Genomic DNA, 19,613 nt, shown 5'->3' with positions numbered 1-19,613 from the left:
GTTTGCTGGAAGTCATACCTTTGGCCACAAACGATAGTTTATTGGAGCGATTTACTCAGTGCCCGGTCTGCAAAGATGATCATTTGCACACCCAAAAGCAATTCACCTTCCGCAAGTCCGACGGAGCGGGGGGAGACGACCGTACCGCTGAGCTCATCCGCATCTATCTGGACCTGATCGCCGAGGCACCCGACGGACAGGCCGCCGTTGCGGTGGACCGCTGCGCCAACTGCAGCTTCCTCTTCACCAACCCCCGCCTCACGCCCGCCGACCTCGACCGGAAGTACGCTGAAATCGCCTCCTTCGACCTGGCCCACCGCCGCAAACGCGGTCGCCCGCCTCACCTCGAGGAACGCCGCCGGCGCACCACCCCCTTCCTGCTGGATCTGCTGCCCCATACTTCCGCCAGTATACTGGATTACGGAGGCGCCGAAGGCTACCTGCTCTCCCCGCTGATCGACGCCGGGCACCGCGGCTACGTGGCCGACTACATCGATTACGCACGGGAAGACGACCGCGTCCGGTACCTCGGCCAGCAAATAAGCGAGGAAGTGACCAACTGCGGCCCGTACGACCTCATTCTTCTGCTCCACACGCTCGAGCACGTCACGCACCCCGTGGAACTGCTGCAGTCCCTGGGCGAACTCCTCACGCCCACGGGCAAGATCTACGTGGAAGTCCCCCTCGGCGCCTGGCTGGAATGGGCCCACCTGCGCGAGCCCCTGACGCACATAAATTTCTTCAGCGAGCAGTCGGTGGTGGAGGCCGCCGAGCAGGCCGGACTCTATCCCTGCCACGTCTCTACCGACTGGCAGTACGTCACCCAGTCGGAAAAGACCCCCTGCATCAACCTCGTCGTGGGCAACACGCCCGACCCCGCTTTCGACCGTTCCGCCATTCGCTCCGGGCGCCGGCAAATGAACCCCCTGCACCAGCTTTGGCCGGCCCTGTCGGTTAATCCACGTTACTACGGTAAGATCGCCGTTAAGTCCCTTTTGTCATGATCCACAAACTGCACAAGCACGCTACGATTCTGCAGCGGCGAATGGGCCAACCTGCCACCCTGCGCCGGATGCGTGCGTTGCGTCACCCCGTCATGGACGTCGTGCTGGACAGTCTGGAGGCTGCCCCCCGCACCGAACAGCCCCCCGCAAGGCAAGCAGCCTTCGACCGCTGCGAGGCCTACCGCGCCGAACTGCTGGGCAACCACGAAACCGTGGACTACACGGTATTCAACCTCTCCGAAACCGCCACCGTAAGCAGCGTTTGCCAACAGGCATCGTCTCCGCCGACCTGGGCCCGCTTCCTGTACTTGCTGGCCGACGGCCTGGCTGCCGAGCGCGTGCTGGAAATGGGAACCAATCTGGGCGTTTCGGGCTCCTACCTGCTGGAAGCCCTTAAACAGCGTCCCGGAGCGACCCTCACCACTATGGACGGCGTACCGAAATACGTAGCGATTTCCGGGCGGCAGTTCGCGCGCATCACCTCACCGGATCAATTCGAGATCATCGAGGGCAACTACGATCATACCTTCCCCCGCCTGCTCGAGCGGCAACCCGACTTCGACCTGCTCTTTATCGACGGCAACCACCGCCACGATCCTACCCTGCAGTACTTTCATGGTCTGTTGCCTACCGTGCGGCGCCCGTCGGTGTGGGTTTTCGACGACATCAACTGGACCCCGGGAATGGTGAAGGCCTGGGATACCATCCGGAACCACCCCGCGGTGACCTATTCGATCGACCTCTGGAAACTGGGCATCGTCATCGTGGACGACAGCGAGCCAGTTGGTGAGCGCCACTTCGGGCTTCACTTAGCGTATTAGAGCGAATGCCTGCCGATCCGCTGATCCATATCCTGATCCCCACGCACCAGCGCGTGGACCTGCTGCGCCGCTGCCTGGACAGCCTCGCGGCCTTGCGCGAAGAACTACAAGCTTGCACGGTACACATCATCGAGAACGGATCCCGCGTAGCGGAGGAACTGTCGCTCGGCTACGCTTCCCGTTTTCCGCTGCGCTACCACCACTTCGAGCCCGGCAACAAAAGCCTGGCCCTCAACGCGGCCCTCGCGACGATCGACGCGGACGCCTTTCTGATCTTCCTCGACGATGACGTGGCGGTGCGCGCCGGCACCGTCGATGCCTTCCGGGAAGCTGCCCTCGCTTACGGGCACGGGCATTTCTTTGGTGGCGTGATGCATCCCGACTACGAACGGGAACCGGAGCCGGCCGTGGTGCCCTACCTGCCCCCCTCCGCCCGACTCATCGATCTGTCGGCCGGAAAAGACCTGCGGGTGCTCGATTCCTTTACCTACTTCATGGGCGCCTGCTGGGCATGCTTTGCCCGGGACCTGCGCGCCGCCGGCAACTTCAGCGGGGAATTTGGGCCGGGAGCCGCCAGCGGGGCACGTGGTCAGGAAACCGACGCCCAGCAACGCCTGCGGAATAATGGGGCGAGGCCCGTCTTCGTGCGCGGCGCCGCCGTAGACCACCACGTCAACGCCCGGATGGTGACGGCCGATTACGCCGCCGACCGCATCTTCCACGCCAGCATCTATAAGGGGCGGGCCCACCCGAGCGTCGTCCACACCCTCGGCATGCTGGCCAAATTGACGTACAGCAGTCTGCTGCTGCCCCTGCAGCCGGGTCACCCGGGCCACCGCTACCGGATCGCCAAGGCGGCCGGCTACTTTCGCGGGCTTTCCCAGCGGGGGTGAACCCTTCGACCGCGGTACTGTTTCCGACAACCTGCCCCGCCCATGGTCGAGATCTTCATCCGCTCCCCTTTGCTGCTCCTGTTCACCGTCATGGCCATCGGCTATGGCCTCGGAGAGGTGCGCATCCGCGGCTTCAAACTGGGCGTGGCGGCGGTGCTGTTCGTCGGACTGGCCTTCGGAGCCCTTGACCCGGGACTGGAGGTGCCGCAGTTCATCACCCTGCTCGGCCTGGCGATATTCGTCTATACGGTAGGACTGACCTCCGCGCCGGCCTTCTTCGCGAGCTTTCAGCGCAACGGCTTTCGCGATATTTATTTTGCTACGGGCACGGTTGTCCTTTCCGCCCTGCTGGCCTACGGGATAGGGGAGTGGCTCGATTTTGACGCGGCGACTACCGGCGGACTCTACGCGGGAGCCAGCACCAATACCCCGGCCCTGGCGGGCCTCCTCGATGCCATCCAGAAAAACGCCCCGGCCGGCACCCAGGACGCCATCAGCCAGCAGGCCGTCGTAGGGTACTCCCTGGCTTATCCGCTGGGCGTGCTCGGGGTGATGCTGGGCATCTTCGTGCTGCAGCGACTCTACCGCATCGACTACGGTGCCGAATTCAAAAGCCTGCAGAAGGACTACCCGATGGGCGAGAAGCTCGTGAGCCAGACCTTCCGGGTGGAATCGCCCGAAATGATCGGGAAGACGCTGCGGACCTTCCGGCGCGAACACCACCTGGGCGTGGCCTTCGGACGCATGCTGCACGACGGGCAAACGACCCTGACCACCTGGGACAGTCAGCCGCAGGCCGGCGACCATATCGTGCTGGTCGGACCACGGGAAGCCATTGATGAGGCAGCGGTCTTCGTGGGCCCACCGGCGGAGGGTCAGCTGAACCACGACCGCTCCGTCTTTGACGTGCGCCGCATCTTCGTCTCGAACGAGGAGATTGCCGGCAAGACCATCGCCTCCCTGAACCTGCAGGAGCGCTTCAACGTCCTCATCACCCGGGTGCAGCGGGGCGACATGGATCTTCTCGCCAGCGGCGATACCGTACTGGAGCTCGGCGACCGCATCCTGCTGGTAGCCCACCGCAACGACCTGCCGGAGGTATTCCGCGTATTCGGCAACAGCTACGAGGCGCTCTCGCGGGTCAATCTGCTCTCTTTCGGACTCGGCATCACCCTCGGTCTGCTCCTCGGCATGATCACTTTTGCCCTGCCGGGCGGCTACTCTTTCAGTCTGGGCTTCGCCGGTGGACCGCTCATCGTGGCCCTACTCCTCGGCCAACTGCGCCGCACCGGTCCTATCGTATGGACGCTTCCCTACGGCGCCAACCTCACCCTGCGCCAGCTCGGCCTCATCTTCCTGCTGGCCGGCATCGGCATCCGCTCCGGACAAACCTTCTACCAGACCCTCCAGACCGATCTCGGCCTCAAGCTCTTCCTCGCCGGTGGTGCTATCGCCATCATCACCACCGTAGCGACCATCGTCATCGGCTACCGCCTGCTGCGCATCCCCTTCAGTTTTCTGGGTGGCATGGTCGGCAGTCAGCCCGCCGTCCTGGAATTCGCCGTGGAACAGGCCGGCAACAAGTATCCCACCATCGGCTACACGCGCATGCTTCCCGTGGTGCTCATCGGGAAGATTCTGGCGGTGCAACTGCTTTATAGCTTGCTTAGTTGAGCAAGGAGTGAATAGGTGAAGGAGTGAATAGGTGAAGGAGTGAATGGGTGAAGGAGTGAATGGGTGAATGGGGGCTCACTCACCATTGCTTTAGGGAACTACTGTCTGCCCTCAAACTCTGACCGAAGGTCAAGCAACGAAGGCAACCCAAAAAACTAAAAACTAACAAACGCAGTAGGATCCACCGCCCGCCCCTCGTGCCAGAGCTCGAAATGCAGGTGAGGGCCCGTGCTCTGCGTTCCGGTATTGCCGATGATGGCGATGGCTTCCCCGGCCTGTACGCGGTCACCGACTTGCTTGAGCAGACTGGAGTTGTGCTTGTAGAAACTGATCAGGTTGTTGTCGTGCTGGATGCCGATGACGTTGCCGTTGGCATTGCTGAATTCCGACAGGAATACGATACCCGCCCGCGTGGCCTTGATGGCCGTATTCTGTGGGGCCAGGATGTCGACGCCGGTGTGGTCGGTGGCCAGGTTGAAGCCCGCGCTCACCTCCCCGTGTACGGGGGCTACCAGGTAGACCTGCGCCAGCGATACGGCATTACTGCCGGAAGTAGGCGGGGGGGCGGCCGCCACGCTGGCTTCCCGCTGGCCGGCCCGCTGCCGTTCCAATTCCTCCCGCAGCCGTAGCTCCTCCGCCGAAGGGGGTAGGGGAGCGACGTCACCTGCGATGCCACCTGCGGCAGACTGCGCCTCGATACTGTCCGCCGTGACCGCCTCGCCCAGCACCGTCCGCTTCAGGTTCTCGATGTAGAGGTTCTGGCCCTCCACCAGGTCCATCAATTCCGCTACATTCTCCTCGAGTTCCGCCATCTCGCGCCGTTCGATGACGTCGCCGTAGCCGGGCACGTACTCCTTCAGCGGGGTGAATACAATGAGCAGAAAGACCAGTCCCCCGGCCAGCAGGAACAGGGTCGACAGGCCGATGTAAATGTTCAGCGGCGTGAGGTTGTACGTCGCCAGCTCCTGGTAATCGTGGGCCCCGCGCACCACCAGTTGGTACCCTTCCCGGAAGGTGCTTTTCAAGCGGGCCCAGCGGCTTTGATTTTCGCTCCTTTCCTCCATTTTTTCTCCTTAAGTTTCTCTGTCGGGGCAGCCGCAAGGGTGGGCGCGGACGCAGGTGCAACGACAAAACCCGCCGAGCCGTGGATACTGGTTCCCGCAGTCACACTTTACGGTACCTTGCGAACGTTTGCTCGGGGAGCGCCGGCAAAGATAAGGGCGGACCGGCCGGCAAACACTAAAGCATAAGATTTGAGATTAACGCAGCTCTTTTTGATCCTATTGGCCCTGCAGGTGCTGGTTTCGGCGTGTTCGCCCACCAAGCGGCGGGAAGATCAGGGCATCGTAGCCAAGGCCTGGCACAATACCAACGCCCACTTCAACGGCTACTTCAATGCCCGGGAGATCATGGATGAGACCCTGCTGGCCCTCAACGAGCAGCACGAGGACAACTACAACCAGCGTCTGGAGATGTTCCCTTTCCTGGCGGTCGACAACCCCAGTACCGCCGCCGGTGAACTCGACCGCGCCATCGAAAAGGTGGCCATCGTAGTCAAGAAACACCCCTTCAGCAACTGGACGGACGACAGCTACCTGCTCGTCGGACAGGCCCAATTACTGAAGCAAGACTACGAAAGCGCCGAACGCACTCTCGACTTTGCCCTCAGCGAATTCCGGCCCCGCCCCAAGCGCGGCAAGTCAAAAAGCACCTCCGACGACGAAGGTGAAGAGGAGTTCGAAAGCCGCCGCGAGGTAGAGGCCAGTAAGACGCAGACGCGCCGCGACCGTCTCCGGGCCCGCCGCGAAGCCCAGCGGGAACGGGAACGCACCATCAAACAGCGCCAGAAAGAACAGAAAGTGGCCCAGAAACAGCGGGAACGCGAACGCAGGGCCAAAATCCGGGCCCGCAAAAAGGGCATCCGCCTGCCCTCTTCCCGCCCCGCCGCCGCGGATTCCACCGCCCTGGCCGGACTGGAAAACGAACCCGACACCCCGGAAACGGAGGCTGAAATGGAGGAAGGACCCATCGGCATGATCTCCATCTTCAGCAACCGCAGCGCCGACGAGGCCGGCAGCGGCGAGTACGGCTCCAACCCCGGCAGCTACCTGCTGAAGCACCGCCCCGCCTACCAGGAAATCCGCCTGTGGTTGGCCTGGACCCTCATCAAGCGCGACGATTTTGACCGCGCCCAGATTATCCTTGAAGACCTGCGCAATGACCGCGGCACCTACGCCGACGTACGCCGCAAGGCCATCGCCGTGCAGGCCTACCTCTACCTGGAGCAGGACCGGCTCGAGGAGGCCATTCCCTACCTGGAAGCGGCCGCCGAAGTGGCCGAAGAGCGCAACGAACAGGCCCGCTACTCCTACATCGCCGGCCAACTGTACCAGGAACTCGGACAGCCCGGTTCAGCCATCGACGCCTTCCGCGCCGTTGTGGCCGCCAAGCCCGCCTACGAACTCGAACTCGGCGCCCGGATCAATATGGCCCAGAACGCCTACTTGAGCGGCAGTGGAAGCCCCGCCGAAGCCCTGCGCGACCTCGAACGCATGGCCGGGGAGGAAAAGAACCGCGAATACGAAAGCCAGATCCTCTACGCCATGGCCGGAATCGCCCTCAACAGCGGCGACGAAGCCGCCGGCGCCGAGTACCTCCGCCGCGCCCTCGACAGTCCCTACGGCGGCAGCAATACCCGCGTGGAAGCCTACCAGCTGCTGGGCGATATGGCCTACACCCAGGAGGACTACCTGACGGCCAAAAATTATTACGACAGCACCCTGCAGGTCATGGCCGAGACCGACGTACGTTTCCCCGAAACAAGCGGTCGGCGCGACCGGCTTACCGGAGTTTCCGATAACCTGCAGGCCATCACCGTAAAGGACAGTCTTCTCCGCATCGGCATGCTGCCGGACGCCGACCGGCGCAACTGGGCCGAGGAGGTTTTCGAACTACGCCGGGCTACCAGCTCCGCCGCCAATTTCAGTACACCGGTGACCCGCGGCAGCCTGCCCGTCACCAACGCTTCGGCGACCGTGGCCGTGACCGGTAGCAGCTTCTGGGGATACGATAACCAAGCCATCCGCCGCGGCCGCCGCGATTTCGCCCGCCGCTGGGGCGACCGCCCGCTGGAAGACAACTGGCGCCGCAGCTCCCGCACCGACGTGAGCCTCTTCACCGACGCCGGTGATGCCGGAGTCGCCGACCCCGCCGCCGAGTCCGTCACGCTGGTGACCGAGGACGAGATCAACCGCATCCTGGCCGACGTGCCCACCGACGAGGCCACACAGGCTGCCACCCGCGCCGAACTGGCGGAAGCCTACTTCAACCTCGGCCGGGAGTACCGCGACCGGGTAAACAACAACGCCAAGGCCATCGACGCCTTCGAAACCCTCGACGAGCGGTTCCCCGGCACGGCCTTCGAGCCCGAAAGCTGGTACTACCTGTACCTGCTGCACAAAGCCGAGGGCAACACCGCCGAAGCCAGGACTTACGCCGACCGTCTGGCCCAACGCTACGGAGAGACCAAATTTGCCCGGCTGGCCAACGACCCTAATTTCGTGAATGAGCTCGCCGACGAGGAGTCCGGCCGTAACCGTGCCTACGAGGCCGCCTACGCCGCCTTTGAAAACCGCGACTACGCCGATGCCCGCCGCCGCATTCTGGCTTCCGTCGGCAGCCTGCCCGAAGACCACGCCCTGCGCGCCCGCTACGACCTGCTCAACGCCATGGTCTCCGGAAAACTGGAAGGCCGTGCCGCTTACGTCAGTGCCCTGCAGCAGGTGGTGAACCAGTACAACAATACTCCCGAGCAAACCCGTGCCCGCGAGATCCTGCGCCTGCTCGGGGAGTCCGCCGCACGCGTACCCGGCCGTACCGAAACAACGGCCGGTACCAGCTTTCAGGCCAGTATGGACGAGATCCACTACGTCCTTATCGTCTTTGAAAATACCGATGCACGCCTCAACGACCTGAAGATCGAGCTGGAAAACTTCAACCAGCAGTACAACAAGCTGGACCGGCTCAAGTCCACGCCCATCTATATCGGCCGTAATAACGAGACGCCCATGCTGGTGATGCGGCGCTTCCGCGACGGCAATACCGCCATGGAATACTACCGCAGTACCCAGCAGAACAGCCAGGATTTCCTCGCTAATAGCGGAGAAGGTTTCCAGGTGCTGCCCGTTTCCCAGACCAACTACCGGGAGATACTGAAGGCACGCTCCATTGCCGGCTACGCCGATTGGTTCCGCGCCAACTACCAGTAGTCAGCTACTCCGCTCCGGGAGGGGTAATCATCCAACAACGGTGCAGGTTCTTCTTCCGGAAATCCTGGGGGAGGGTCTGCGCCGTGATTTCCCGCGCGGTTCCCGTGATGGCCGACTCTTCGAGCTTGAATTTCCGGTAGTTGGTGCTGAAGTAGAGGATCCCGTCCGGCCGCAGGCGGCGCAGGGAATCGTTGATCAATTGTACGTGATCGCGCTGGGTGTCGAGCACGTCGTACATCATCTTGGAGTTGGAGAAGGTAGGCGGGTCGAGCACGATAAGGTCGTACTCCCTATCTGCCGGCTGCTGCAACCACTGCAGGGCATCGGCCCTCAGAAATCCGTACCGATCGGGATCAAGTCCGTTGGCGGCGAAGTTGCGCCGGCCCCAGTCGAGGTAGGTATTGCTGAGGTCCAGGTTGTCGACCCGCTCGGCACCTGCGGTAGCGGCGTACACCCCGAACGAGCAGGTATAGGCGAAGAGATTGAGGACGCGCTTGCCCGCAGCCGCTTCGCCGACCATGCGGCGGGTCTCCCGGTGGTCGAGAAAGAGACCGGTGTCTAGGTAATCGGTCAGGTTGACCAGCAGGGTGCGTCCGTACTCCCGCACCGCGAACTCCTGCTGCCGGGCGTCCAGTTTTTCATATTGGGCCTTGCCCGATTGCCGCTGACGCACCTTGAAGAAGACCTGTTTCGCCGGCACCTCCAGGGTTTCCGTAAGGTGGACCAGGTATTCTTCTTCCGGTACCTCTTCACCGGCCCGGGCGTATACAGCGACGTACAGCCGGTCGGCGTAGCGGTCAACGGTCACCGGGAATTCATCCAGGTCCGCGTCGTAAATGCGGTACGCTTCCAGTCCCCGGCGCCGGGCCCACTTGTCGTAGTGACGGGCCATCTTGCGCAGCCGGTTGCGGAATGCTTCGTAAGCGGGTGCCATTGGCGTTACCAGTTAATGCCCTTGCGCAGCAGGCTCAGCGTTTCGGCCTCCCGACTGCCGGGCTCGGGTTGGTGATCGTAGGCCCATCCCGCCAGCGGGGGCAGGCTCATCAGGATGCTTTCCGTGCGCCCGTTCGTGGTGAGTCCGAACTTGGTGCCGCGGTCCCACACCAGATTGAACTCCACGTACCGGCCCCGCCTCAGTTCCTGCCACCGACGTTCCGTCTCGGTCACCGGCTTATCGCGGTTAAGCTCCAGCAGGTGTAGGTAGGTGGGTACGAAGGTCTCACCGACTGCCGCGGTGAAGTCGAACAATTCAGACTTTGTCTTGCCTTCGGTTTGCGGTTCCAGCCGGTCGTAGAAGATGCCGCCCACCCCGCGGGTTTCCTCCCGGTGCGGGATGTAGAAATAGTCGTCCGCCCACTTCTTGAAGCGGGGGTAGTAGTCCGGATCGAATCCCTCACAGGTATTCCGCAATTGCCGGTGGAACCACGCTGCCTGCTCGCGGTCGACGTAGTGCGGCGTCAGGTCGATCCCGCCGCCGAACCAGAAGCGCCCGCCGTCGAGCTCGAAGTAGCGGACGTTCATGTGAATGATGGGAACATGTGGATTGCGGGGGTGCAAGACGATGCTTACCCCCGTAGCGTAGAAGCCAGCCTCCTCCTGCTCCGTTTGCAGGCTCAGGGCCGCGGCGGGTGGCAATTCCCCGTGTACCGCGCTGAAGTTTACACCCCCCTTCTCGATCGCGTTACCGAGCAACACGCGGGCGCGGCCGCCACCGCCCCCGGGACGGTCCCACTCGTCCTCCGTAAAGTCGGCCCTGTCCGCCGCGGAAAGGCTGCCGCAGATGCTATCCTGCAACTGGCGGAAGTATTCAGTAATGAGGTGGCGGTCCGGCATCAGCGGTTGAGGGCTTCTTTGGCGGCGGCGGTGGTTTTCTTGGCGCTCCCTACGAATACCTGGTCGCCTACCACGGTGACCGGACGCTTGAGAAAGGTGTATTCCTCCAGGATGAGCCGTCGGTAATCGGCTTCAGTGAGCTGTTGATCGGCCAGCCCGAGGCTGCGGTACTTCATGGCGCGACGGCTGAACAGGGCCTCGTAGCTGCCCGCGCGTTCGGCCAGGAAGGCCAGTTCTTCCGGCGTGATCGCGCGCTCCTTGATGTTGATGATCTCCAGGTCGGGCCCTTCGCCCAGTTCTTTCCTGATCCGTTGACAGGTCGAGCAGCTGCTCAGTTGGTACATCTTCGCCATGCCGCAAAGCTACGGCACGGCGATCCATTCCCGGCGGAAGGTGGCAAAGGCTTCCCGGGCGGCGTCGGCGGCGCGCTCGGTTGCGTCGGTGGTAAAGCTTTCTCCGTTGAGATAGGCCACGAAATTACGCCACTGCTGCAGCCCCCATTCGGCCTGTTCCCGGTAAAAGTCGAAAGGAGCTTCCGAGGCGAGGGAGGCATTGCCCTGCAACTTGCGGTAGATCAGGCTGCCGCCGAGGCTGGCCCCCTCCAGGACGTAAAGGATGCCCACGGCCGTAGCCTTATCCGTTTTTCGGGTTTCGGATTGCGGCGGAGCGGCGGGTGCCACGAATCGGGGGCGGTAGGCATAATCCCCGGCCCGGAAGCCGATCACCCGGGGCTCCAGCTTAAGGTGGCTCCTTCGCTGCCAATCGATGATGCGACGATACTCGGCTGCGGTAAGCGAGCCGTCCATGATCTTTTCCCCGAGGGTCAGTTCCTCGAGGGCCTCGTGGTCCGCCCGGGTAGACTGCCGCAGGGCCGTTAGGAGGGTATTGGAATCGCTCAAGAGGGCACCTGATTGTTGAGAATCCAGAAGGTAACCAGGGCTTTGACCAGATCGGTCAGTTGCCGGTAGCGGTTCGGCTTGACCAGGTAGGCGTTGATGTCGCAGTCGTATGCCCGGTTCAGGTCGCGGACTTCCGCCGAGGCGCTGAGGATGACCACGGGCAATCGCGCCGTTTCCGGGGTTCGGCGGATGTGTTCCAGCAGGTCGAGTCCGGTCAGTCCGGGCATCTTGATGTCAAGAACCACAAGCTGCGGAAGCTCTTTCTGGTTCCGTACGCAATCCTGCAAAAAACGGTAAGCCAGGGCTCCATTCTCCAGGTGGTGGCAGACCGTAGAGGGGGAGAAACGGGAGAGCGCACGGATGAAAAAGGTGGCATCCGTCAGGTTGTCTTCGGCGTACAGGATGTACCCGCTTCCTCCCGGACGGGGGACCCCCGCGCTGCCGCCCAGTGGCTGAGGATGTGCTGGAGCATGGGGGTCAGTCATCGAGCGGTGTTCTCGGGGCTGAGAAAGAAATTGAAAGTCACGCCGAGGTGGTCATTGGTCACCCAGACCTTACCGTTGTGGCGTTGCACGATGCGGTCTACGATGGCCAGGCCGACCCCCGTGCCCTCGGCTTTGGTCTGGGAAGACAGTCGGCTGAACATTTCAAAAATGGTGCGGGTGTATTCCTCGGGAATGGCCGGACCGGTATTGGTGACGTAGTAGGTGGTCGGTTCACCCTCCGATGCGGGGCGCGCGCCTATGCTCAGGGCGAGTTTGCCGGAAGCATCCGGTTCCAGGTACTTGAAAGCGTTTGAAATGAGATTGAGGTACAACTGGCGCATCAGGCGCTTGTCGGCACGTACCACTGGCAGGTTCCGCTGGATGTTGACCGCCACCCGTTCGGCGTTGGGGTAGACGCCCTGGAGTTCCGAGATCACCTCGGCGGCCAGGGGAGCGGGCGCAACTTCATCCAGTTGCATACCCCCGCTGCCCACCCGGCTCAATTCCAGGATGTCGGTGATGAAGTTGTTCATCTGTTCCACACCGCTGTGGATCTTTTGAATGATCAGCCGCGCATCATCGTCCAGGTGCTGGCCGTAATCCTCGGCCAGGATTTCCGTATAACCGTTGATGGCGCGCAGGGGCGCGCGCAGGTCGTGGGAAACCGTATAGCTGAAGGTTTCCAGGTCCTCGAGCGCTTTCCGCAGTTGATCGTTCACCTGCTTGACTTCGGAATACCGCTGCATCAGACTGTTGATGATCGTGATCCGCAGGGAAAGAGCCAGGTCAATCTCTTCCTTGGTCCAGGGGGCGCTGCATCCGTCCACCGTTTCTACGTATCGCTGGAAACTTTTTCGCGGACCCAGCCGGCGGACGCCATCTCCGGAGTCCACCATTTCCTTTTCGGGCTTACCCGCCCAAGTGATGGTGTGGGAGATGCCGGGTCGGAACCAGGCTACCCAATCCGTGAACTCGGCGTTAAGAAATATGATCATGATGCCGGCCGCCGAATCAGAATACTGCTGAAGGTCGGGGTAGGTCTTACCTGCCCGGTCGTGGTGGAAAATGAGGTTATTCTCCGGCCCGTTGTTCTCCCGGACAAGGGCAATCAGATCATTGATCTTTTCCTGCGGCGGCGCGCTCCGGAATTGCTGGTACCGGCCATCAAACTGTATGGCGGCCCCGCTGGTCCCCTGGAACATGTTCAGCACGTTGTGGGTGCCGGCGGTGAGGCCTTCGAAAATGTCCCGCGTCTTGGTGATCATTTCCCCGATGGCCAGGCGGGCAAGGTTGCGGTTCAAACTTTCCTGCCGGTAGCGGTTGGCCATCTGCAGGGAAAGGTGGCCGCTGAAGATCTGACCGACAAAGAGCAGCATATTGCGGATGCTGACGTCCACGAAGCGTGGGGAATAGTGGTGCATCGCAAACAGGCCCCACAGTTTGCCCTCCTGCACGATGGCTACGCTGAGCGAGTTGTTGACGTTCAGGTACCCCAGGTACTCAACGTGTACGGGCGATACTCCGCGGCTACCCGCGGCCGTCAGGTCCAGGTAGTGATCGCCTACATTGTCGCTGCGACGGAGGGGGGAAGAGGGCGTGGAGGTATCGCTGATGAGGCGCACCCGATTTTTGAGGTAGAGCTCCCGCGCCTGTTTGGGAATGTCGGTGTGGGGATAACGCAATCCTTCGAAAGGCTCCAGTCCTTCACGGCGGGCCTCGGCGATGACCTCGCCGTTGTACTCCTCGTCAAATTTGTAGATCATGACCCGATCATAACCAGTAACCTGACGCAGCACCGCCGCCGTTTCGGTAAACAGGTTGTCGTATTCCCGCAGCCGCTGGATCTTGGTGATCGCCCGCGAAAGCAGTTGCTGGTAACGCGAGGCATGCAGGAACTGGGATGCCGCCTCAACTTCGATGAGCAGGTAATCGTCGGACCGGTTGATGATGACGTTCTTCAGCACCCGCTCACTGCCGATCGTAAAGAATGCCTGGATGGGGTTTAGGGTCTCAAAGCCGTCCTCCCGGTTGAGTCCCACCGGAATCTGGGCCGTTACTTCAAAGCTGAACACCTCCTGGATCGGGCGATCCAGGATGGACTTCCACGACTTTCCCATGTGCTGCATCGTGTTCTCGCTGGCGAAGCGCACGGTCAGCGTATCCAGTTCCACCGCTACCAGACAGGCGTGTGCCTGGATGCTCTGGATGTAGCGGATTGGTTCCTCATCACAGTTCTCCAGGTTTACCTTGAAAGGGTAAAGGTTTCGTAATTGCTGGGCTACAAGGTCTTCATGTGCGTGCATAGGGGAAGGTCTGCTGCCGGGATTTATGCCATTATACAATTCTGCCGGAAAAACTATGCTGTCTTGTACAAGACGAAGGGCTACATAGGGTTCCAGCCGGACAGCAGTTCGGAGTGGGGGAATCAGCCGTCGGGGCGCGATCTAGGAATCGGCCGGGCGGAGGCGGTTGGTTTTGATCCAGAAATAGTTAATGGATCCTACGAGTTCGCGCAGGTCCTGGAAGCGACTGGGCTTAACCAGGTAGCCGTTGGCGCCGTAGTCGTAGGCACGGGCAATGTCTTGTGGTTCATCGCTGCTGGACATAATGATCACGGGCATGTCCTTGGTACGGGCGTCGCTTTTCAGCTTTTCCAGCACCTCGAGCCCGCTCATGCCAGGCATCTTTATGTCGAGGATGGCCAGACGGGGCAGGCTGGCGGCTTCGGTGTAAGAAGCGAGGCCCTCCAACGCTTCCACGCCGTTCTTGCACCACACCAGCTCAGGGGGTGAATCGAGCCGACTCAGCGCCCGCTGAAAGAACTCAGCGTCGGTTGTGTCGTCTTCGGCCAGTAGTATTTGATTGGTATACATCGTTTTACGGGATAGAGCAATCGCCTAAAGTACAAATATAAAAATCAGCTGTAGCAACAGCTATTCAGGCACCTCTATAACGCAATAACTATCAGTTAGTTTTCCCTGCTTTCAATTCGTGGGGGTCGGTATGGAACAGAAAAGTGGTTCCGCGTCCTACCTGACTTTCGATGCGAATTTCTCCCCCGTGCCGAATGATGATGCTGCGGACGATGGCCAGCCCAACCCCGTTGCCCGCGTAATCATCCTGGGTGACCAGCCGGTTGAACATCCCGAATACCCGGTCTTGATGGATGGGTGAAATGCCGATACCCTTGTCGGCCACGAAAAATTCGCCGTCGCCAAATTGATTGATCCGGCGGAAGCCCACGGTGATCTCCGGCGGCTTGGTCTTCGGGCTGTATTTGATGGCGTTGGAGAGCAGGTGGTGAAACACGATCCCCAGTTGTTGCGCATCACCGCGTATGGGGGGAAGATTTTCCGCGACGGAGACCGTGACGGGGGTAGCCCGCCCCTTGTTGAGGTTCTCCATGGCCGACTGGACGAGTTCTTCCACCCGGCAGTCCGTGATGACCATACTGGCCCGACCTACCCGGCTGAGTTCCAGGATGTCGGCAATGTACTGGTTCATGCGGGCCGCGTTCTGCTGGATGGTCTGGATTAGGGCCTGACCCTGGGCATCGATCTTGGTGCCGTAGTCCTCGATGAAAATTTCGGCGAAGCCATCGATGCCCCGCAGCGGCGCGCGCAGGTCGTGGCTCACCGTGTAACTGAACGACTGCATCTCCTCGTAGGCCATTTGCAGTTGGTGGTTGACCCGACTGAGTTGACTGTACTTCTCCATCACCACGTCCCGGATGTAGGATTGCAGGTTGCGGGCGGCGTCGATATCCGCCGGTGACCAGACGCGGGAATAACCGCGGCGGACCTCAGCCTTGAGCTGAAAGCGCGATTTTTCATCTGGCTCCAGTTCGGCGCTCAGACTGCCGTACGTGACCTCTTCCACGCTTTCCGGCCGGAACCACACGATCCAGTCGGTGCAGCGGGCGTTAAGGGGAACGAGGAGCAGCCCGGAGGCGGTATCGGTGAAGTCGGCCGCCGGGGGGTAGACCGCTTCGAGGTGGGCAGTATGGTAAACCTCCTTGCTGCTGATCTCCTCCCCGGCCCAGGCCAGAATATCCAGTATCTGCTCCTCGGTAGGCGTAGAGCCTATAGTTACGAACTGGTTTTCCAGCAGGATTGCCGCGCCACTGGTCTCGGGCACCACGTCCAGCAAGGAGGGGTCGGAGTGCTGAAGGCCATCCACCAGGGTGGAAGCCCTGGCGATATTTTCCCGGAGCCGGGCCCGGAGGTGGTCGGATGCCACCAGGTTGCGGTGGGTCTGGTCGAATACGCGGTAGGTGAGGGCCTGACTGGTCAGGTTGCCGACCAGGTGTACGAAGGTCCGCAACTGGTAGTCGAGCACAATTGTCTGGTGGGCGTGGGCAAATACCATACCCCAGAGCTTGTCCTTATTATACAGGGCTACGCTCAGGACCGTCTGGATCTCCATTTCCCGCATGAAGTCAAGCAGCAGGGGGTAGGGCATCCGGCAACCAAGTCCCAGTTGGATCAAGGATTCAAAACCGGAGACGTCCCCGATAAGCGCCGCCGAATTCCGGGACTCATAATTCGTGACCAGCACGGATTCCTCAGCGTAGGTGCTGAGCGCCACCTGGGCAAAATCCTCGGGCCGGTAGTGAACGCCGAGCAGTAGGGGAAAGGAACCGTCGTTGAATTCAGTGCTTATGAAACCATTGCCCTCCGTATCCAACTCAAAAACGATCACCCGGCTGAATCCAAACAGGGTAGCCAATCGGTTACAGACGGTTTGGAGCAGGCTCCGGGTAGTAGGTGCCGCCAAGATGGTCTCATTCAGGTCACGGAGGTTGATCTCGGGAACGAAAATCGGCTCGGGGTCGGGCGCGCACCGCTCGATCTCGATCAGGATGCCTTCCGGGCGGCGGCGGGGCAGGCATTGTCGGTGGCCCCAGTTGATGGGCTCTTCCGCGGTCAGGGCAATCGGATAGGTTACGCCGTTGGACTTGGTGTTGCGGATCTTGTCGATTGTGGGTGCCGAAAAAAGCCGGCTAGCGGGCGCGTCGATCATGGCACCCGCGTCCGCGCCCAACAAGTCGGCAAGGTTGTCGCTCAGGGCCCGAATCCGCCATTCGGGGGAAAGGATGACGACGCTGGAGTGAGGTTGTATGTATAAATCTGAAGGCATACGCGGGGGCGGTCCGTTCCGGAAACTGAGGGAATGTACTTATTTGTTAAAGCGTTTGGCCCGGCAGCCTTGTTTGCTGCCCCGATAAAAACTGCCGGGCGGTAAACCAGTTTGTCGCTTTCCACCTATTACTACGTATGCGACCCAATGAGCGACTCATCCGGCACCCGGGCCTGGAGCCCCTGTGGAGAAGCGTGGCGCGCGAACACCGCGCCAAGCAACTTACGGCCGTGGGGGTGGTGACGGTTGGCCTGCTGGTGTGCCTGCTGAGCATCCCCTACAGCGTATGGCTGCCCTTCGCCGGGGCCCTGGCCGCCAGTCTGGGCCTGTTCTGGCTGTACCGCCTGCTCAGCGAGCAGCCGCTGGACGCCCTGCGCGAAGACCTACGCGAACAGCCCGAACGGATCGTATGGGTGTACAGCGTAGTGACCGAACGCATGCCCTTCGGGCTGAACCTGATGCGCAGCGGAACGCTTTACCTCTACGTAGACGACGGCCGCGTGCACGACTTCAACCTGCGGGCCGAGCAGTTGCTGCTAGTGACCAAAACCCTGAATCGGCTGCTACCCCACGCGGAATTCGGCTACACCAAGGAGCGGGAGCTGAAATACCGCGGCGAATTGACCCCCACAAACCGAAACCAATGGCCAACTTCTGGCAAAGAATAAGTTCCCTCTTCGACGCCGCGGAAAACAGTTCGCCCACCGAGCCCGCCGTCCACGAAATGATCGAGCGCGACCCAGCTGAACTCGAGCAGTACGAGCGCTGGAAGAAGACCCTGGCCCGCCGCCGGCTGTTCGACTGGTTGACCGATCAGTACGCCATCTTCCAGACCGGTCGGCCCACCGACCAGGCCATCAGTTTCCTCGATACGCCGAGCAGCAAGGGCTTCGTGATCCATTTCAACGATACCCACTACTCACGCGAGGAGATCGGCCATTTCTTCCACTATCTTAAGGAACGCATCCTCGAGCTCAACTACCGCACGCAGATCAGCGACCGCCGGGTCTTCAGCCGCGAAGACTGGGTGGAAACCCAGGAGCGACACTACCTAAAGCCGCGGACCCGCCACCAGCGCGAGGCCGGACCGCCGCAGCGCGGAGAGCTCGACCAGAAATTCGGCAACATCACCGTAGAGCTGGAACTGCGCAACGACCAGCCCTGGAACCTGCGCCTGCGGGCCACTACCTACCAGGACGCGCTCTACAACGAACCGGAAACCTTCCGCGCCCTGATGGTAGCCATCGCCGGAACACAGGACTAATGGCTTGTGTTTCAAGGGTATGAAACCCTTGTTGCCCCTGCTATTACTTATGGCCCTGCCTTTTACGATTGCCGCCCAAAGCCTGCCCGAATACCGGTGGACGTCCCGGGTGCTCATTCTTTTCGCCCCCGATATTGACGATCCCCTCTTCCTGAAACAGCAGGCACTCCTGTCGGCCGCCTCGGAGGAGCTGCGCGAACGCGAAGTAGTGGTACTCATGGCCACGCCCGAGGGAGACCACGAGAATACCGGCCTCTTTATGCCGGAAAGCAGTTCGGAATATTTCTACGATTACTTTGGTGCGGAAGACTATCAGTTCGAAATGGCCCTGGTCGGACTGGACGGATCGGAGAAATTTCGCGCCAAGAACCAGGTCACGCCCGTTTCGGTCGTCCTGGAACTGATCGACAGCATGCCCATGCGACAACGGCAGTTGCGGCAGGGGTTCGGTAATAAGACCTCGATTAACGCCAAAGACCCCACCAAGGACATTCCCGACGGGCGCAAGCACTGATCAGGGCGTTCATAATGGTTCCTCCACCCGCCGGGTGGATAATTACGTCACGCGGGTTGGTTTGGGACTTGTCCCACGCGCCACTTGGGTGGTCCGGCCGGTGCCTGCATTTTTCGAATAAAGGAACGCTGCCCAAGCCAATACTGTGTACTGACCCCTTGGAATAAGCTAGCGGATAAAGGTCTTCACCTCCGAAATCTTGGGTCGCCAGTACGATGAGGCCAGGATATTTTCCCGGATCACGCCCCGACTGCTGGTGGGGTGGATCACCCAAAGCTCACCGGGCGAGGCATCGACGATCATCGAAACGTGAAAAACGGGCTGACTGGGTCCACGCCGGAAAAAGACCAGATCGCCTGGCTGTGCACGGTCCGGATCGATCTCTTGTCCCTGCCGCGCCTGATCGCGGGAAACGCGGTGGATGCTGATGCCCTGGTCCTCGTAGAGGTACTTCACGAAGCCCGAACAGTCAAAGCCTTCCTTGGGGGTATTGCCACCGTATTTGTAGCGCAGGCCGAGGTACTGTTCGGCGTGGGAAACGAGGCTGTTGCGAATTATACCCGTCGGACCTTCCAGGGGGGCGGGTGCCGCGGGTCGCCGGGCACGGTCGTTTTTGTTCCGGCGCGGCGTGGCTGCCTCGGCGGGTGCGGGGCGGGGCCGAGCGCGATCGGCGGTAGCGGTGGAGCTGCCCGCGCGGGAGGGGTTGCGGACACTCGTGACCGGACGGAAAGAATTACAACTGGTAAAGACCAGACTGAGGAGGAGGATTATGGTGGTCGATAGCTTCAAGCGGGGCGGTTGTGAAGGGGGAACGCCCCC

The 19,613-nt window shown here is 61.2% G+C and carries 18 protein-coding genes; 8 read left to right on the top strand and 10 right to left on the bottom strand.

The features are described from left to right. Positions 1-83 precede the first annotated feature (83 nt). From E4021_RS15760 to E4021_RS15745, 4 genes are read left to right on the top strand one after another with little or no spacing between them, the layout of a single operon-like run. The gene (locus E4021_RS15760) at positions 84-1,004 is read left to right on the top strand and encodes a class I SAM-dependent methyltransferase (protein ID WP_168797642.1); all 921 of its coding nucleotides are present in this window, start codon (positions 84-86) and stop codon (positions 1,002-1,004) included. Next, positions 1,001-1,825: an O-methyltransferase gene (locus tag E4021_RS15755; protein ID WP_136460340.1), complete on the top strand. Its 825-nt coding sequence runs from the start codon at positions 1,001-1,003 to the stop codon at positions 1,823-1,825. Before E4021_RS15760 ends, E4021_RS15755 begins: the two co-directional genes overlap by 4 nt. A gap of 5 nt (positions 1,826-1,830) precedes the next feature. Then, positions 1,831-2,718 (top strand): glycosyltransferase family A protein, encoded by an 888-nt coding sequence (locus E4021_RS15750; RefSeq protein WP_136460339.1) that lies wholly within the window; start codon positions 1,831-1,833, stop codon positions 2,716-2,718. 42 nt (positions 2,719-2,760) lie between these two features. Next, positions 2,761-4,392, top strand: a complete 1,632-nt coding sequence (locus E4021_RS15745) for an aspartate:alanine exchanger family transporter (protein ID WP_136460338.1) — start codon at positions 2,761-2,763, stop codon at positions 4,390-4,392. Between the two features lie 155 nt (positions 4,393-4,547). Here E4021_RS15745 and E4021_RS15740 read toward each other — a convergent pair whose 3' ends face one another. Beyond that, a complete protein-coding gene (locus E4021_RS15740; protein ID WP_136460337.1) occupies positions 4,548-5,417 on the bottom strand; it encodes a M23 family metallopeptidase in 870 nt (289 codons plus the stop codon). 228 nt (positions 5,418-5,645) lie between these two features. Here E4021_RS15740 and porW point away from each other — a divergent pair, with 228 nt between their 5' ends. Continuing rightward, complete coding sequence (gene porW, locus E4021_RS15735) at positions 5,646-8,660, top strand: type IX secretion system periplasmic lipoprotein PorW/SprE (protein ID WP_136460336.1); 3,015 nt, start codon at positions 5,646-5,648, stop codon at positions 8,658-8,660. Between the two features lie 4 nt (positions 8,661-8,664). Here the strand turns inward: porW and E4021_RS15730 are convergent, their stop codons facing one another. The 8 genes from E4021_RS15730 to E4021_RS15695 form a co-directional block, all read right to left on the bottom strand. Continuing rightward, positions 8,665-9,594: a class I SAM-dependent methyltransferase gene (locus E4021_RS15730; RefSeq protein ID WP_136460335.1), complete on the bottom strand. Its 930-nt coding sequence runs from the start codon at positions 9,592-9,594 to the stop codon at positions 8,665-8,667. Positions 9,595-9,599: 5 nt separating this feature from the next. After that, positions 9,600-10,493: an oxygen-dependent coproporphyrinogen oxidase gene (gene hemF, locus E4021_RS15725; protein WP_136460334.1), complete on the bottom strand. Its 894-nt coding sequence runs from the start codon at positions 10,491-10,493 to the stop codon at positions 9,600-9,602. Continuing rightward, a complete protein-coding gene (locus E4021_RS15720) occupies positions 10,493-10,846 on the bottom strand; it encodes an arsenate reductase family protein (RefSeq protein WP_136460333.1) in 354 nt (117 codons plus the stop codon). Before E4021_RS15720 ends, hemF begins: the two co-directional genes overlap by 1 nt. Positions 10,847-10,855: 9 nt before the next feature. Beyond that, entirely contained in the window at positions 10,856-11,392 is a 537-nt protein-coding gene (locus E4021_RS15715) for a biliverdin-producing heme oxygenase (protein ID WP_136460332.1), read from the bottom strand. Then, the gene (locus E4021_RS15710; RefSeq protein ID WP_136460331.1) at positions 11,389-11,877 is read right to left on the bottom strand and encodes a response regulator; all 489 of its coding nucleotides are present in this window, start codon (positions 11,875-11,877) and stop codon (positions 11,389-11,391) included. Before E4021_RS15710 ends, E4021_RS15715 begins: the two co-directional genes overlap by 4 nt. Next, a complete protein-coding gene (locus E4021_RS15705) occupies positions 11,874-14,180 on the bottom strand; it encodes an ATP-binding protein (RefSeq protein ID WP_136460330.1) in 2,307 nt (768 codons plus the stop codon). The genes E4021_RS15710 and E4021_RS15705 overlap by 4 nt, the downstream gene beginning before the upstream one ends. 141 nt (positions 14,181-14,321) lie before the next feature. After that, entirely contained in the window at positions 14,322-14,750 is a 429-nt protein-coding gene (locus E4021_RS15700) for a response regulator (RefSeq protein ID WP_136460329.1), read from the bottom strand. Between the two features lie 91 nt (positions 14,751-14,841). Beyond that, positions 14,842-17,016 carry an ATP-binding protein gene (locus E4021_RS15695; RefSeq protein WP_136460328.1) on the bottom strand — a complete coding sequence of 725 codons (2,175 nt, stop codon included), beginning with the start codon at positions 17,014-17,016 and terminating at the stop codon, positions 14,842-14,844. A gap of 137 nt (positions 17,017-17,153) precedes the next feature. On the opposite strand from E4021_RS15695, the gene E4021_RS15690 reads away from it, so the two are divergent. From E4021_RS15690 to E4021_RS15680, 3 genes are read left to right on the top strand one after another with little or no spacing between them, the layout of a single operon-like run. After that, positions 17,154-17,684, top strand: coding sequence for a hypothetical protein (locus tag E4021_RS15690; protein WP_136460327.1), 531 nt, complete (start codon positions 17,154-17,156; stop codon positions 17,682-17,684). Further along, positions 17,660-18,280, top strand: a complete 621-nt coding sequence (locus E4021_RS15685) for a hypothetical protein (RefSeq protein ID WP_136460326.1) — start codon at positions 17,660-17,662, stop codon at positions 18,278-18,280. Before E4021_RS15690 ends, E4021_RS15685 begins: the two co-directional genes overlap by 25 nt. Positions 18,281-18,329: 49 nt before the next feature. Then, positions 18,330-18,794: a DUF4174 domain-containing protein gene (locus E4021_RS15680; RefSeq protein ID WP_168797641.1), complete on the top strand. Its 465-nt coding sequence runs from the start codon at positions 18,330-18,332 to the stop codon at positions 18,792-18,794. 168 nt (positions 18,795-18,962) lie between these two features. Here the strand turns inward: E4021_RS15680 and E4021_RS15675 are convergent, their stop codons facing one another. Continuing rightward, on the bottom strand, positions 18,963-19,583 hold the full coding sequence (locus tag E4021_RS15675) for a C40 family peptidase (RefSeq protein ID WP_136460324.1): 621 nt from the start codon (positions 19,581-19,583) through the stop codon (positions 18,963-18,965). Positions 19,584-19,613: the final 30 nt, after the last annotated feature.

The organism is Neolewinella litorea, from assembly GCF_004803465.1.
GTDB classification, from domain to species: Bacteria; Bacteroidota; Bacteroidia; order Chitinophagales; family Saprospiraceae; genus Neolewinella; species Neolewinella litorea.
Note: the sequence above shows the minus strand (reverse complement) of the source record. Positions and strands in the feature narration are given on the sequence as shown.

Coding starts and splice junctions, on each gene's coding strand:
- E4021_RS15755 (WP_136460340.1), top strand. CDS start 1,001: ATGATCCACAAACTGCACAAGCACGCTACGATTCTGCAGCGGCGAATG.
- E4021_RS15690 (WP_136460327.1), top strand. CDS start 17,154: ATGCGACCCAATGAGCGACTCATCCGGCACCCGGGCCTGGAGCCCCTG.
- hemF (WP_136460334.1), bottom strand. CDS start 10,493: ATGCCGGACCGCCACCTCATTACTGAATACTTCCGCCAGTTGCAGGAT.
- E4021_RS15685 (WP_136460326.1), top strand. CDS start 17,660: ATGGCCAACTTCTGGCAAAGAATAAGTTCCCTCTTCGACGCCGCGGAA.
- E4021_RS15705 (WP_136460330.1), bottom strand. CDS start 14,180: ATGCACGCACATGAAGACCTTGTAGCCCAGCAATTACGAAACCTTTAC.
- E4021_RS15750 (WP_136460339.1), top strand. CDS start 1,831: ATGCCTGCCGATCCGCTGATCCATATCCTGATCCCCACGCACCAGCGC.
- E4021_RS15695 (WP_136460328.1), bottom strand. CDS start 17,016: ATGCCTTCAGATTTATACATACAACCTCACTCCAGCGTCGTCATCCTT.
- E4021_RS15730 (WP_136460335.1), bottom strand. CDS start 9,594: ATGGCACCCGCTTACGAAGCATTCCGCAACCGGCTGCGCAAGATGGCC.
- E4021_RS15745 (WP_136460338.1), top strand. CDS start 2,761: ATGGTCGAGATCTTCATCCGCTCCCCTTTGCTGCTCCTGTTCACCGTC.
- E4021_RS15710 (WP_136460331.1), bottom strand. CDS start 11,877: ATGACTGACCCCCATGCTCCAGCACATCCTCAGCCACTGGGCGGCAGC.
- E4021_RS15680 (WP_168797641.1), top strand. CDS start 18,330: ATGGCCCTGCCTTTTACGATTGCCGCCCAAAGCCTGCCCGAATACCGG.
- E4021_RS15720 (WP_136460333.1), bottom strand. CDS start 10,846: ATGGCGAAGATGTACCAACTGAGCAGCTGCTCGACCTGTCAACGGATC.
- E4021_RS15700 (WP_136460329.1), bottom strand. CDS start 14,750: ATGTATACCAATCAAATACTACTGGCCGAAGACGACACAACCGACGCT.